Below are 13,243 nucleotides of genomic sequence, written 5' to 3'. Positions count from 1 at the left end.
CGTGGCGGCGTCCACGCCGACCGCTTCCACGCCCGCACTCACTTCGCACCGCCTGCCGGCAGCGCCAGGACGTCGCTGTGGTGCACGACCACTCGCGACTCGCCCGCGGCGCAGGCCGCCAGACGGGACCGCAGGTACGATTCCGCACGCTCCGCCAGCTCGGGCCGCTGCTCGACGGCCGCACCGACCCAGCCGCGCAGCCACTCCTCGGTGAGCGCGGCCTCGTCGGGCCCGAGCCGCCAGGGACTCGGATGCACCCGAACGGTCGCTCCGTGCCGGTCGAAGGCCTCGCAGGCCGCCGTGATCGCGTCCGGGCCGAGCAGGTCCCCGCGCCGCTGGTGGGCGTTGAACGCCTCGCCGAACTCGGCGTCCAGCGGGTCGCCGGGCGCGAACTCGACGCGGCCCGCGACGGAGAGGGTCAGCAGCGCCGGGACCCCGGCCTCCGCGCAGGCCGCCGCGAGCCGGTCGATCTCCTCACGGGTGAGCACGTCCAGCAGGGCGGACGCCGTCACCAGCGAGGCCCCGGTCAGGGCGTCGGCGGTCAGCCGGCTGATGTCGCCGCGCTGGGTGGTGACCATGACCCGGCTGCCGTCGGCGGCCGCGGTGGGCGAGCCCACCGTCGCGAAGTGCAGCAGATACGGGTCCCGGTCGTGCAGGACCCAGTGCTGGGCGCCGTCCAGACGCGGGGCGAGCCAGCGGCCCATGGACCCGGTGCCGCAGCCGAGGTCGTGAATCACCAGGTCGCCGCCGCGCCGGGGCTGGTTGGCCAGCCGGATGCGCAGCGGGTCGAGGAGGTCGGCCGCCCGTGCCGCGGCGTCGGCGCCCTCCCGCAACTGGAGCCACTGGGGGGCGTAACGGGGCATGTCGTCGTCGGGCGTCTCCGCGCGCCGCCCCGGAGCACCCGAACCGCTCGTGGTGGGGCCGGCCCCGGGAACGACCTGCTTCACGTCCTGGCCCGCGTCACCGGTTCCGGTCGCACCCGGCGTCCCCTGCCCGGGAGCGTCCGACCCGGTAGCCGTCGTCCTCATGCCGCCCTCCGGGGTTCCTGCGGAAGGCGTGCCAGCACGCCGGCCAGGCTGCGGGCCGTGGCGGCCCAGCCGTCCAGCGCGGCGCGCCGGCCGCGGGCGGCCGCCTTCAGCCGGCGGCGCACATCGGCCTCGCCGAACCAGCCGCGCAGCTCCACGGCCAGGGCGGCCGGGTTCTCCGGGGGGACGAGGATGCCGGGCACCCCGCCGTCGGGCGCGCGCCCGACCGCTTCGGGCAGGCCGCCGACATCGGTCGCCAGCACGGGAATGCCCCGGGCGAGCGCCTCGGTGACGGCCATGCCGTACGTCTCGGCGTACGAGGTGAGGACCATGAGGTCGGCGGCGGCGTAGCTGGCGTCGAGTTCCGCGCCCGCCTGCGGTCCGGCGAGGTGCAGCCGGTCGCCGAGGCCGTACTTCTCGATCAGGCCGCGCAGTTGGGCGACGTACGCCGGGTCCTGGGTGAGTCCGCCGACGCAGACGCAGCTCCAGGGCAGGTCGGTGACGGTGGCGAGGGCCTCGATCAGCCGGTGCTGGCCCTTGCGCGGGGTGACCGCCGCGACGCACAGCAGCCGGGAGACGCCGTCGGTGCCGGAGGCGAGCGGGGCGATGTCGGCGCCGGGAGCGGCGACATGCACGCGGTCGGGGGCGAGTCCGTGGTGGGCGACGAGCCGGCGGACCGCCCAGTCGCTGGTGGCGACGACGGCGGACACGGCCCGCAGAGTCGTGCGTTCCTTCGCGTCCAGCTCCGCGGCCACCGCCGGTGCCAGGCCGGTCTCGTCGCCGAGCGGCAGGTGCACCAGGACGACGAGGCGCAGCCGTTCGGCCTCGGGGACGATGATCTCGGGGACGCCGCAGGCGACGATGCCGTCGAGGAGGACGATCGCGTCGTCCGCCAGCTCGGCCAGGGTGCGGGCGAGTTCCGTACGGGCGGTGGTCGCGGGCCGCGGCCAGTCGCCCGGGACGGCGTGCCGGTGGACCTGCCAGCCGAAGCCGGGAAGGTCCAGACACAGCCGCCGGTCGTAGGCGTTGCCGCCGCTGGGCGCGGACGCGTCGTCGACGCCGCCCGGCATCACGAAGTGCACAGAGCGCAGGGACATGGGGATGATCGCCGCATTCTTGAGAGCGGTGTGCTGGACGGGCACGTAGTTCAGGGGCGACTGGTCGCTGTCCGCGGCCGTCGGGCCGATGGCCGTGTCGGTCACAGGGCACGCTCGTAACTCGCCCAGGCGATGTGCGATTCGTGCAGGGTGACCGTGATGCCGGAGAGGCCGTAGGCGCCTTCGCCCAGCGCCCCGGCGTGCACACGCTCGGCGAGGCGGTCGGCGATGACCTTGGCCAGGAACTCCGTCGAGGTGTTCGTGTTCTTGAAGTCCGGCTCGTTGTCGAGGTTGCGGTAGTTCAACGCGCTCACGACGGCGCCGAGTTCCTGGGTGGCCAGACCGATGTCGACGACGATGTTGTCGTCGTCCAGTTCGGCGCGGCGAAACGTGGCGTCCACCAGGAACGTCGCCCCGTGCAGGCGCTGCGCGGGGCCGAAGACCTCGCCACGGAAGCTGTGGGCGATCATCAGGTGATCGCGGACGGTGATGCTGAACAACGGACGACCCTCCAGGTGCGGCACGTCTGATCCCCTGCCGGGACCATGCCGTGTAGTACGGCTGCCCCGTTCTCCTTGTTCAGCTGCCCGTTCCCCTTTCTTCGCAGTCCTCGGAGGTCAGGCCGGTTGCCCGGTCCTCAAACTCCGTCGTAGACGACGCGATGGCACAACCCGGGTATCGATCCGGAGGCGAGTTTCGCCATCACGCCGGGTAGTTCCGCGAAGTCGCACTCTCCGGTGACGAGAGCGTCGAAGGCGGGCTCGGCGAGCAGTTCGAGGGCGAGCGCGAGGCGGTCGGCGTACGTCCGGCCGGGCCGGGCCGCCGGCGAAACGGAACCCACCTGGCTGCTGCGTACGACCAGCCGCCGCGAGTGGAAGGCCTCCCCCAGCGGCAGGCTGACCCGCCGGTCGCCGTACCAGCTCATCTCGAGGACGGTCCCCTCGCGGGCGAGGAGTTCCAGCGCCCGGCTGAGTCCGGCCTCGGTGGCGCTGGCGTGCACGACGAGGTCGCACTCGTCGGCGGCTTCCGCGGGCAGCGCGAAGTCGACACCCAGGGCTCGGGCGATGCCCGCGCGGCCGGGGTCGGCGTCGACGAGCTGGACCCGTACGCCCGGGAAACGGGCCAGGAGCGCGGCGACGGAGCAGCCGACCATGCCGCCGCCCACCACCGCGATCCGGTCGCCGACCAGCGGAGCGGCGTCCCACAGGGCGTTCACCGCGGTCTCCACCGTCCCGGCGAGGACGGCACGGGCAGCGGGCACCGAATCAGGTACGACCGTCACGGCGCTCACCGGGACGACGTACCGGGTCTGGTGCGGATACAGGCAGAACACGGTCCTGCCCAGCAGGCCCGCCGGGCCTTCCTCCACTTGGCCGACACTCAGATAGCCGTATTTCACCGGTCCGGGGAAATCCCCGTCCTGGAACGGTGCACGCATCGAGGCATGCTGACTTTCCGGCACACCGCCACGGAAGACGAGGGACTCGGTGCCCCGGCTGACTCCGGAGTAGAGCGTGCGCACCAGCACCTCACCCTCCGCGGGGGCCGACAGGGCCACCTCGCGTATCTCGCCGTGGCCGGGCGAGCCCAGCCAGAAGGCGCGAGCTGTGAGTTCCATGAGCGTCCCCCTGAACGATCGAGCAGATCTTCACGTACGGAGCGGTGACAAGCCGCGCACAGTACGCGGCGTTGATCGACTCTGTCATATGGCCGGAGGATGTGCGGTGGCCCTGAACAACACGTACGACGCGAGGCTCCTGGCTCAGGAGACCACGGTGGGAGCGGGTGTGCAGCTCCTGGTGCTGGCTCTGCTGGGCACGGCGATCGGGATGGGACCGGCGGGCTGGCTGACCGGCCTGGCCTTCGCGATCGCCACCTGGGCGGTCCTGACCCGCGCCCTGCGCCGCTCACGGCCCCGCTCCTTCGGACCGGCCAATCGGGTGACGCTCGGCCGCGCGATCCTGGTCGGCGGCGTCACCGCGCTGGTCGCGGACTCCTTCCAGAGCTCGCCCCCGGTGTCCCTGCTCGTCGGCCTCACGGCGGTCGCCCTGATCCTCGACGGGGTCGACGGCAAGGTCGCCCGGCGCACCGGCACCTCGACCGCCCTCGGCGCCCGTTTCGACATGGAGGTCGACGCCTTCCTGATCCTCGTGCTCAGCGTGTACGTCTCGATGTCGCTCGGCCCCTGGGTGCTGCTGATCGGCACCATGAGGTACGTGTTCGTGGCGGCCGCCCGGATCCTGCCCTGGCTGAACGCGGCGCTGCCGCACAGCATGGCCCGCAAGACCGTGGCGGCCCTTCAGGGGATCGTGCTGCTCGTCGCCGGCGCGGGGATCCTGCCCCGGGAGGGTGACGCGGCGGCGGTGCTGCTGGCGCTCGCGCTGCTGGTCTGGTCGTTCGGCCGCGACATCGTGTGGCTGTGCCGCCACCGCCACCACCCCGCGCAGGAACGGCCGCGGAGTGTCCGCGAGCTCGCCGAGGTGGGCTGACACGGAAGGACCGGGACGGCCGGGCGACCGTCCCCGCGCAACCGGTGCGGCGGTGAGCCGTCGTACGTGACCCGGCGCCGGGCGGACGATCACGCCGGCGAGGGCGAACGCACCGGAGACCGTCCCCCACTTGTGGGCCCACGGCTGCGAACCGTCCGCAGCCGGACCCGCCCTCTCCCCGGCCGCGGCCCGGAGCGCAGTACAACCGCGAGGCCCTGGACGTACACTTCAAGGGCAAGTCCCTCGCCGACGTCCTGTCCACGACCTTCGGGGTATGCCCGGACTCTTCGCGGAGCGCGCGATCGTCCTCCACCACCTCAGGACGCTCCATCACGTCGGACCGGGGTACGGGAATCCCGGTCGGCCCGCCATGACGCTCCCCGTCCTCGACGAGCCGGCACGGTCCGCACCACGCGGCCCAGCCGCAGTCCCGCGCCGGGCAGTTCCTCCGACCGCTTCCGGACAGGAGTTGAGGGCCATGGAGACGGACTCCCAGGCGTGGGACCAGGAGTCGCCCCGGCCCGTTGCGCGGACGGAGGAGGACGACGACGCCCCCGGGCCCCGGCTCACCTCCCCCGGTGCCTCGGTCGATCAGGTACGCGACTACCTCAAGCAGATCGCCCGGGTCCCCCTGCTGGGCGCCGCGCAGGAAGTGGATCTGGCGAAGCGGATCGAGGCGGGCCTGTTCGCCGAGCGCAGGCTCCAGGAGGAGCCGGGTATCGACCCGGAGTTCCGGCGGGAGCTGGAGATCCTGGCCGCGGACGGACACCGGGCGAAGTCCCATCTCGTCGAGGCGAACCTGCGTCTCGTCGTCTCCATCGCCAAGCGCTACAGCAGGCGCGGGATGCTGTTCCTGGACCTGGTGCAGGAGGGCAACACGGGTCTCATCCGCGCGGTGGAGAAATTCGACTACGCCAGAGGGTTCAAGTTCTCCACCTATGCGACCTGGTGGATCCGGCAGGCGATCTCACGGGCCCTGGCGGACCAGAGCCGGACCATCCGCATTCCCGTCCACATGGTGGAGGTCATCAACAGAATGGCCAAGGTCCGCCGGGAGATCATCCAGGACACGGGAGCCGACCCGACCCAGGAGGAACTGGCGAGGAGGCTGGACGTACCGGTGGAGAAGATCTCCGAGATCGAGACCTACACCAAGGAGCCGGTCTCCCTCCACACCCCCCTGGGCGAGGAGGGCGGCACCGAACTGGGTGACGTGCTGGAGGACAGCGAGACCATCTCCCCGGCGGACATGGTCACCTTCCTGCTCCTCAAGGACGCCATCCAGGCCGTCCTGGCGAACATGACCGCGCGCGAGGCCGGAATCATCACGCTGCGCTACGGCCTCGTGGACGGACAGGCCCGGACGCTGGAGGAGATAGGGCAGGTGTACGGGGTGACACGCGAGCGCATCCGCCAGATCGAGTCCAAGACGATGTCCAAACTGCGCCACCCCTCACGTTCCGAGGCGCTCCGGGACTACCTCGACGTCAGCTGACCCTCCGCCAGATCCCTTGGCGGAGGCACTCGTTGTGCCCTCGTCACCCCGCCTCCCTGCCCATCCTGCTCGTCCCGCTCATCGCCGCCGCCACTCCTCGGCGAGCAGCGCGTACGAGCGCACCCGGTCCGCGTGGCCGTGGGTGATGGTCGTGATCAGCAACTCGTCGGCGCCGGTGGCTTCCTGGAGCTGTTCCAGCCGGTCGGCGACGTGTCCGGGGGAGCCCACGAACCGGGTCTCGACGCGGTCCGCGACCAGCTCCCGGTCCGCGTCGCTCCAGACATGGGCGCGAGCCTGCGCGGGCGTCGGGTACGGGATGGCGCCCTCGGCCGTGCGGATGCCGCGTACCCAGAGGTCGTAACCGGTGGCGAGTTCACGCGCGGTCTCGTCGTCCTCGGCGACGACGACATCGGCGGACACGCCCACATACGGCTTGTCGAGTACGTCGGACGGCTGGAACGCGGCGCGGTAGCCCTCCGCCGCCTCCAGCACCGTCGCCGGGCTGACGTGGTAGTTCGCCGCGAACCGCAGGCCGTTGCGGCCCGCGACGCCGGCGCTCTCGCCGCCGCTGCTGCCCAGGATCCACACCTCGACGTCGGCACCCTCGCCGGGTACGGCGTGTGCCTCCACGCCGTCCACCGACCGGTACGTGCCCGCGAGCAGCGCGAGGATGTCGGCGATCTGCTCGCCGTAGTCCGGCGACCGGGCGTGCGGCTGCTGGAGCAGCGTGCGCTGGAGGGCGACACGGGGTGAGCCGAGGAGGTGCGCGAAGGAGAACCGGGGCGGTATGCGCAGGCCGTTGGGCGCGCGCCCGTCGACGACCGGGGTCGCGGTCGGCGGGGGGACGGCGGCCTGGCCCGGCGGGGGGACGGCGGCCTGGCCCGGCGGGCGGCCGCCGGAGCGGCCGAGGCCCAGGTCGAGCCGGCCGGGGTGCAGGGCGTCGAGCAGGCCGAACTCCTCGACCGTGGAGAGCGCGGTGCGGTGCCCCAGCTGTACGGCCCCCGAGCCCAGCCGGATCCTGGAGGTGGCGGAGGCGGTCAGGGCGAGGAGCACCGCGGGAGAGGTGCCCGCCACCCCCGGGTTGAGGTGGTGCTCGGCGAACCAGTAACGGGCGTAGCCCAGGCGCTCGGTCCGCCGGGCCAGATCGATGGAGTTGCGCAGGGCGTCGGCGGCCGTGGAGCCGGAGGAGACCGGGACGAGGTCGAGGACGCCGAGGGGGGCGCCGGACATGGACGTGCCTCCTCAGCGGTCGGCGGGGACGGGCTCGGGCGTCGCGGGTACGGGCCCCCAGGTGAACGGCGGATCGGGGATGTCGCGCCGGAGCACCGGGGCGACCTCGGCCTGGAAGAGCTCCAGGGACTCGCGGTGCCTGCGGTCGGAGAGACCGCCCGCGTCCGCGTGCAGATGCAGGACCGTGTGCCCGAACCGCTCGTGGTAGCGGTGCACCTTCTCGATGATCTGCTGCGGGCTGCCCACGAGCGCCGAACTGCGTGCGACGAAGTCCTCCAGCGTCGGGAAGACCGGCTCCAGGCCCAGCTTCCTCTGGAACGCCAGGTTCCCCTCGAACACCGGCCGATAGACGGCGAGCGCCTCCTGCGAGGTCCGGGCCGCGTAGACGCCCGCGGTCCCCGCGCCCACCGCGATGTCGGCCGGATCGTGACCGTAGTGCTCCCAGCGCTCGCGGTAGTAGCGGATCAACTCGGCGTACGGCTCCATGGGGTTGGTGACGTTGGCGGAGAAGAGCGGGTCACCGTGGCGGGCGGCCAGATCGACCGACTCCTTGCTGGTCGCGCTGCCGTGCCAGATCCGGACCGGCTGCTGGAAGGGTCTCGGCCACACTTCCGCGTCCTTGAGCTCCGGACGGAAGCGGGTCGCGGCGGTCACCTTGTCCTGCCGCCAGATCCGCCGGAACACCTCGTAGCTCTCTGCGTTGCGGTCCCACTGGTCCTCGGGTGTGACGTGGAACAGCTCGCGCTGCGCGGCGCCGTTGCCCTTGCCGATGATCAGCTCCAGTCGGCCGCCGGAGAGTTGGTCGAGGGTCGCGTAGTCCTCGTACGCGCGCACCGGGTCCAGCAGGCTGAGCGTGGTCACCGCCGTGAAGAGCCGGATGCGGGAGGTGAGCGCGGCGAGGTGGCTGAGGACGACGGGCGGCGAGGAGGAGATGAAGGGCCGTTCGTGCCGCTCCCCCACGCCGAACCCGTCGAAGCCGAGCTCCTCGGCGAGCAGCGCGTTGTCGATCACCTCTCGGAAGCGGTCGTTGGTCGGCTTCCGCTCTCCGGTCACCGGGTGGGGGGCGTGCACGATCAGGGTGATGGCCAGGAACTTCATGACGCCACCCGGGCGGCCGCCGCCTCGGCGTCGGGGTGGGCGAGGCCCAGGTGGTCGCGGAGGGTGGTGCCCTCGTACTCCGTACGGAACACGCCGCGCTCCTGGAGCAGCGGGACCACGGTGTCGGCGAAGGTGTCGAGGCCGCCGGGGGTGATGTGCGGGGCGAGGATGAAGCCGTCGGACGCGTCGGCCTGGACGAAGTCGTTGATCGTCTCGGCGACGGTGGCCGGGGACCCGACGAACGCCTGCCGGTTGCCGGTCTCGATGACCAGGTCCCGGATCGACCACTTGTTGGCGGCGGCTCGCTCCCTCCACTCCCTGGCGGTGGCCAGCGGGTCCCGGTACATCCGCACCTGGGCGCGGCCGCGGGCGATGGTGTGCTCGCCGAGGTCGGGGTCGATGTCGGGGAGCGGTCCGTCCGGGTCGTAGGCGGACAGGTCACGGTTCCAGACGAACTCCAGGTGCTTGATCGCCGTGGCGCCGCTGACCTGCTGTCGGCGCACCTCGCGGGAGAGTTCCTCCGCCTCGGCGTCCGTGTCCCCGAGGACGAAGGTCGCGGCGGGCAGGATCAGCAGCTGGTCGCGCGTGCGGCCGTAGCGGGCCAGCCGGCGCTTGACGTCCGTGTAGAAGGCCTGGCCCTCCTTGAGGGTGGCGTACCGGCTGAAGATCGCGTCGGCGTCCGCGGCGGCGAACTCGCGGCCCTCCTCGGAGTCTCCGGCCTGGAAGACGACGGGGCGGCCCTGCGGGCTGCGCGGGACGTTGAACTGCCCCTGGATGTCGAAGTGCGGGCCCTGGTGCACGAAGGCTCCGGCCTTCGCGTCGCGCAGGAAGGTTCCGGTGTCCTGGTCGGCGACGATCTCGTCCCCGTGCCAGGAGTCGAAGAGTTCGTTCGCGGTGGCCAGGAACTCCTTGGCCCGGGAGTAGCGCTCGTCCTGCGGGAGGAACCCTCCGCGGCGGAAGTTCTCGCCGGTGAAGGCGTCCCAGGAGGTGACGACGTTCCAGGCGGCGCGTCCGCCGGAGAGGTGGTCGAGGCTGGCGAACTGGCGGGCGACCTCGTAGGGCTCGTTGAAGGTGGAGTTGATGGTGCCGGTCAGGCCCAGGTGTTCGGTGACGGCGGCGAGCGCGGTCAGGACGGTGAAGGTGTCGGGGCGTCCGACGACGTCCAAGTCGTAGATCCGGCCGCCCTGTTCACGCAGGCGCAGGCCCTCGGCGAGGAAGAGGAAGTCGAACTTGGCGCGTTCGGCGGTCCGCGCGAAGTGCGCGAACGAGCTGAACTCGATGTGACTGCCGGCCTCCGGGTCGCTCCAGACGGTGGTGTTGTTGACGCCGGGGAAGTGCGCCGCGAGGTGGATCTGCTTGAGGGGCTTGTCCTGTGTCGTGCTCATGAGTGGGTCCCTCCGGCTCAGGCGGTGGCGGCGTAGCGGTTGGCGGGGCGGGAGAGTCCGAGCAGCCCGCGCAGGGTGTCGGCCTCGTACGACTGCCGGAAGGCGCCGCGACGCTGGAGTTCCGGGACCAGGCCCCGGGTGATCGCCGGCAGGTCGTGGCCGGCGACGGCGGGGCGCAGCCGGAAGCCGGACAGTCCGGCCGAGTGCAACTCCTGGAGCATGTCCGCGAGTTGTGCCGGGGTGCCGGTGAAGATCCGGGCGTCACTGGTGTACGGGTGGCCGGCGAGGGTGTCGAGGCGTTCGCGGCGGGCCGCCGCGGCGGCGGGAACGTCGTCCAGGAACACCACCAGGTCGCCGAAGAGGTGCAGGGGTTCGCCGGAGCGCCCGGCCGCGTCCTGTTCGGCGCGGACCGCGGCGACGATCGTGCGCGCCTGCCCGGTGTCGTGGGGAGTGACGTATCCGATGTCGGTGGAGCGGCCGAGCAGACGGAAGGGCGCGCCGGTCACCGACTCGTGGGCGAGGGCGCTGACGGGAGGCTGGCCCTGCGGCGGGCGGGGGGTGATCGAGGGCCCCTTGACGCTGAAGTGCCTGCCCTCGAAGTCGACGTAGTGCAGCTTGTCGCGGTCGACGAAGCGGCCGGTGGCGACGTCCCGGATCTCCGCGTCGTCCTCCCAGCTGTCCCAGAGCCTGCGTACCGCTTCGACGTGGTCGGCGGCCTCGCCGAAGAGGTCGACGGTCAGCTCCCGCAGAGCGGGGGTGTCCAGGTCCTCGAGGCGGAACGGGGGGAACGTACGACGGCCGAAGTGTGCGGCCTCGTTCTGGCGCGGCGATACCTGCACCCGTACACCCGCGCGTCCGGTGCTCACATAGTCGAGGGTGGCGATCGCCTTGGAGATATGGAACGGCTCCGTGTGGGTGGCCACCACGGTCGGCACGAGTCCTATGTGGCTGGTGAGCGGGGCGACGCGGGCGGCGATCAGGACGGCGTCCAGCCGCCCGCGTACCTGGTCGGTCCGGCCGTCGGGACCGGTGACCTGCGAGGACTGGAGTCCGAGCGCGTCCTCGATGGTCACGAGGTCGAGCAGGCCGCGCTCGGCCTCGGTGATCAGGTCCGTCCAGTACGCGGCGGTGAGCAGCTCACGGGGGCGGGCCACCGGTTCGCGCCAGGCGGCCGGGTGCCACCCGGCCCCGTCGAGCGCGACGGCGAGGTGCAGGGCGTCGGAGGGAGTGGAGGAGGCGGGTGAGGAAGGAGAGGAAGCGGAGGAAGGGGAGGGTGTGGGCAGCGGGGAGGGGGATGACGAGGACACGAAAGGGGTGCCTTCCTGATCGACCGTACGAGGGCTCCTGCCCTCCGTGCGGAGGGCGGCGGCAGCGGGGTGACAGGTCAGGGACGACAGAGCGAGCCGGCGACGCGCTGCAGATCGATGTGCGGCCGGGAGTGCAGATGGACACGGCGGCGCGGGGTGAGCACCCTGACGCGGAGTACGGACACGACTGGCACGTCCGTCACCTCCGCCCTTCCGTCGCGGCGGGCCCGGGGGCGCACCGGCTTCGTGGTGTCCTCTCAAGCACAACGGACCGCCCGCGCCGTCTGTTCCGGCTCGGCGGCCGGAGTTCGGACCAGAAGGAAGTCCGTACGGCGGCGCAGGGTGAAGCCGATCGACTCGTAGAGCCGGATCGCGCCGGTGTTCGTGGCGGCGGCGTGGAGGAAGGGGGTGTCCCCGCGCTTCCTGATGCCGGCCGCGACCGCTCTGACCAGTCGGGTGGCCAGGCCCTTGCCCCGGTGGTCCGGGGCGGTGCAGACCGCGCTGATCTCCGTCCAGCCGGGCGGGCGCAGGCGTTCGCCGGCCAGGGCGATCAGGCGGCCGCGGTGCCGGATGCCGAGGTAGGTGCCGAGCGCGATCGTGCGCGGGAGGAAGGGGCCGGGCTCGGTCAGGGCGATCAGGTCCAGGATCTCCGGCACGTCGTCGGGCCCGAGGCGCACCGCGTCGGGTGCGGGTTCGGCGCGCAGCCCGGTGTCGACCAGTTGCACCCCCTGGCCGCTGCGGACGGTCTGCCAGCCGTTGGGGGCGGACCCGGCGCCTGTCACCGGGGTGACGGTTCCCGGGCCGACGAGGGTGGCCAGATCCGTCCAGGCGCGCGGGTCGGCGGGGTCGGCCAGGGCGGTGAACGGGGAGACGTCCACGGGGTAGCGGGCGGCGCGTCCGACGCGCTCGGCGAAGGACGCGTGCGGGCCGGTCAGCGCGGCCCACGCGGCGTTGTCGAGGAGGTGGGGTGCGACCGGGCTCCGGGGCGGGGCCGGCCGGGCGGGGGATGCCATGAGGGTGTCGTGTCTCCGGGGCGGGGCGGAAAGCTGTGGGTCAGGAGTTGTCGAGCGGCAGTCCCGGCGGGTTGACCCGGGCGGTGTCGACGGCCTCGTTGGAGAGGTTCCACGCGGCGAGCCACTTGGCGTACTGACCGTTCTTGATCAGGTGGTTGATGGCGTCGGCGACCGGCGCGGCCAGCCCGCTGCCCTTCTTCGCCGTGGCCGCGATCAGCCCCTGGAGCGTCGCGCCCGCCCCGGAGAACGTGCCCGCGTTGCGCGTCGGGTCGGGAGACTTCGCGGTCTGGGTGATGTGGTAGGCGATACCGGGGTTGGGCCCGAAGGAGGCGTCGATCTTCCCGCTGGACAGTGCGAGGGCCGTGGCGTTGTTGTCCTGGTAGTACTTGACGGTGAGCTTCTTGCCCTCCTTGGCGAGCTTCGCCTTCCACTCCAGCAGGATCTTCTCCTGGTTGGTCCCGGCGCTCACCGCGACGGTCCGGCCGGCCAGGTTCCGGTAGTCGCCGTCGAAGTTCCAGGTGCTCTTCTTCCGCACCTCGAAGGCGAGGTTGTCCTGCCGGTAGGAGGCGAACTCGTATTTCTTCTTGCGTTCCTCGGTGTCGGTGACGTTCGAGAAGGCGATGTCGGCCTTGCCGCTGTCGATACCGACGAACAGGTTCTCCCAGGTCGAGTTCTTCACCTCCGGCTTCAGGCCGAGGACCGCGGCGACCAGCCGGCCGAGGTCGGGTTCGGCGCCGGTGAGGGTCTTCTGGTCCTGCCCCACGTACGCAAGTGGCGGGAACCCGGCGGGCAGCGCGCCCACTCCGATCACCAGCTTGCCGCTCCTGGCCACCGACTCGGGCAGCTCGGCGCTGATGGACTTGACCTCGGGCACGGTGAGTTCGGTCTGTTGTGCGGCGCCGTTGGAGAGCGCGCCCAAGGTGACGGTGCCGGGGGCCGCGCCGCCGGTCGTGGTGGCGGCGTCGCTCTCGCCCCCGCACGCGGCGAGTCCGGTGGCGAGGGTGGCGACGGCGGTGGACACGGTCAGGCCACGGAGGAGTCCGGTACGGAGGGTGCGGGTTCGGGTTTGCATGGGTCGTCCTTGTCAGGTGTGCCGTGAGGGCG

Annotated in this window: 13 protein-coding genes; 2 read left to right on the top strand and 11 right to left on the bottom strand. The window is 72.1% G+C overall.

Annotation, left to right across the window (positions count from 1 at the left end):
• Positions 1-38: 38 nt before the first annotated feature.
• The 4 genes from OHB41_RS37540 to OHB41_RS37525 form a co-directional block, all read right to left on the bottom strand.
• On the bottom strand, positions 39-1,028 hold the full coding sequence (locus OHB41_RS37540; protein ID WP_266703641.1) for a class I SAM-dependent methyltransferase: 990 nt from the start codon (positions 1,026-1,028) through the stop codon (positions 39-41).
• Positions 1,025-2,227 carry a glycosyltransferase family 4 protein gene (locus tag OHB41_RS37535; RefSeq protein WP_266703639.1) on the bottom strand — a complete coding sequence of 401 codons (1,203 nt, stop codon included), beginning with the start codon at positions 2,225-2,227 and terminating at the stop codon, positions 1,025-1,027. The genes OHB41_RS37540 and OHB41_RS37535 overlap by 4 nt, the downstream gene beginning before the upstream one ends.
• A complete protein-coding gene (locus OHB41_RS37530; RefSeq protein ID WP_266703637.1) occupies positions 2,224-2,622 on the bottom strand; it encodes a 6-pyruvoyl trahydropterin synthase family protein in 399 nt (132 codons plus the stop codon). Before OHB41_RS37530 ends, OHB41_RS37535 begins: the two co-directional genes overlap by 4 nt.
• A gap of 137 nt (positions 2,623-2,759) precedes the next feature.
• A complete protein-coding gene (locus tag OHB41_RS37525; protein ID WP_266703635.1) occupies positions 2,760-3,740 on the bottom strand; it encodes a zinc-dependent alcohol dehydrogenase in 981 nt (326 codons plus the stop codon).
• 106 nt (positions 3,741-3,846) lie between these two features.
• Here OHB41_RS37525 and OHB41_RS37520 point away from each other — a divergent pair, with 106 nt between their 5' ends.
• Positions 3,847-4,611, top strand: coding sequence for a CDP-alcohol phosphatidyltransferase family protein (locus tag OHB41_RS37520; protein ID WP_266703633.1), 765 nt, complete (start codon positions 3,847-3,849; stop codon positions 4,609-4,611).
• Between the two features lie 370 nt (positions 4,612-4,981).
• A complete protein-coding gene (locus tag OHB41_RS37515; protein ID WP_451290236.1) occupies positions 4,982-6,106 on the top strand; it encodes an RNA polymerase sigma factor in 1,125 nt (374 codons plus the stop codon).
• Positions 6,107-6,184: 78 nt separating this feature from the next.
• Here the strand turns inward: OHB41_RS37515 and OHB41_RS37510 are convergent, their stop codons facing one another.
• The 7 genes from OHB41_RS37510 to OHB41_RS37485 all read right to left on the bottom strand — a co-directional run bounded on the left by OHB41_RS37510 (position 6,185) and on the right by OHB41_RS37485 (position 13,211).
• Positions 6,185-7,336: an LLM class flavin-dependent oxidoreductase gene (locus OHB41_RS37510; RefSeq protein WP_266703631.1), complete on the bottom strand. Its 1,152-nt coding sequence runs from the start codon at positions 7,334-7,336 to the stop codon at positions 6,185-6,187.
• A 12-nt stretch (positions 7,337-7,348) separates the two neighbouring features.
• Positions 7,349-8,434, bottom strand: a complete 1,086-nt coding sequence (locus OHB41_RS37505) for an LLM class flavin-dependent oxidoreductase (RefSeq protein WP_266703629.1) — start codon at positions 8,432-8,434, stop codon at positions 7,349-7,351.
• On the bottom strand, positions 8,431-9,819 hold the full coding sequence (locus OHB41_RS37500; protein WP_266703627.1) for an NtaA/DmoA family FMN-dependent monooxygenase: 1,389 nt from the start codon (positions 9,817-9,819) through the stop codon (positions 8,431-8,433). The genes OHB41_RS37505 and OHB41_RS37500 overlap by 4 nt, the downstream gene beginning before the upstream one ends.
• Positions 9,820-9,836: 17 nt before the next feature.
• Positions 9,837-11,033, bottom strand: coding sequence for an LLM class flavin-dependent oxidoreductase (locus tag OHB41_RS37495; RefSeq protein WP_266706440.1), 1,197 nt, complete (start codon positions 11,031-11,033; stop codon positions 9,837-9,839).
• 170 nt (positions 11,034-11,203) lie between these two features.
• The gene (locus tag OHB41_RS52095; protein ID WP_323138428.1) at positions 11,204-11,320 is read right to left on the bottom strand and encodes a putative leader peptide; all 117 of its coding nucleotides are present in this window, start codon (positions 11,318-11,320) and stop codon (positions 11,204-11,206) included.
• Between the two features lie 63 nt (positions 11,321-11,383).
• A complete protein-coding gene (locus OHB41_RS37490; RefSeq protein WP_266703625.1) occupies positions 11,384-12,139 on the bottom strand; it encodes a GNAT family N-acetyltransferase in 756 nt (251 codons plus the stop codon).
• Between the two features lie 40 nt (positions 12,140-12,179).
• Complete coding sequence (locus tag OHB41_RS37485; RefSeq protein ID WP_266703623.1) at positions 12,180-13,211, bottom strand: ABC transporter substrate-binding protein; 1,032 nt, start codon at positions 13,209-13,211, stop codon at positions 12,180-12,182.
• Positions 13,212-13,243 lie beyond the last annotated feature (32 nt).

The organism is Streptomyces sp. NBC_01571, from assembly GCF_026339875.1.
Classification (GTDB): Bacteria; Actinomycetota; Actinomycetes; order Streptomycetales; family Streptomycetaceae; genus Streptomyces.
This window is presented reverse-complemented; position numbering and strand designations above follow the sequence as displayed.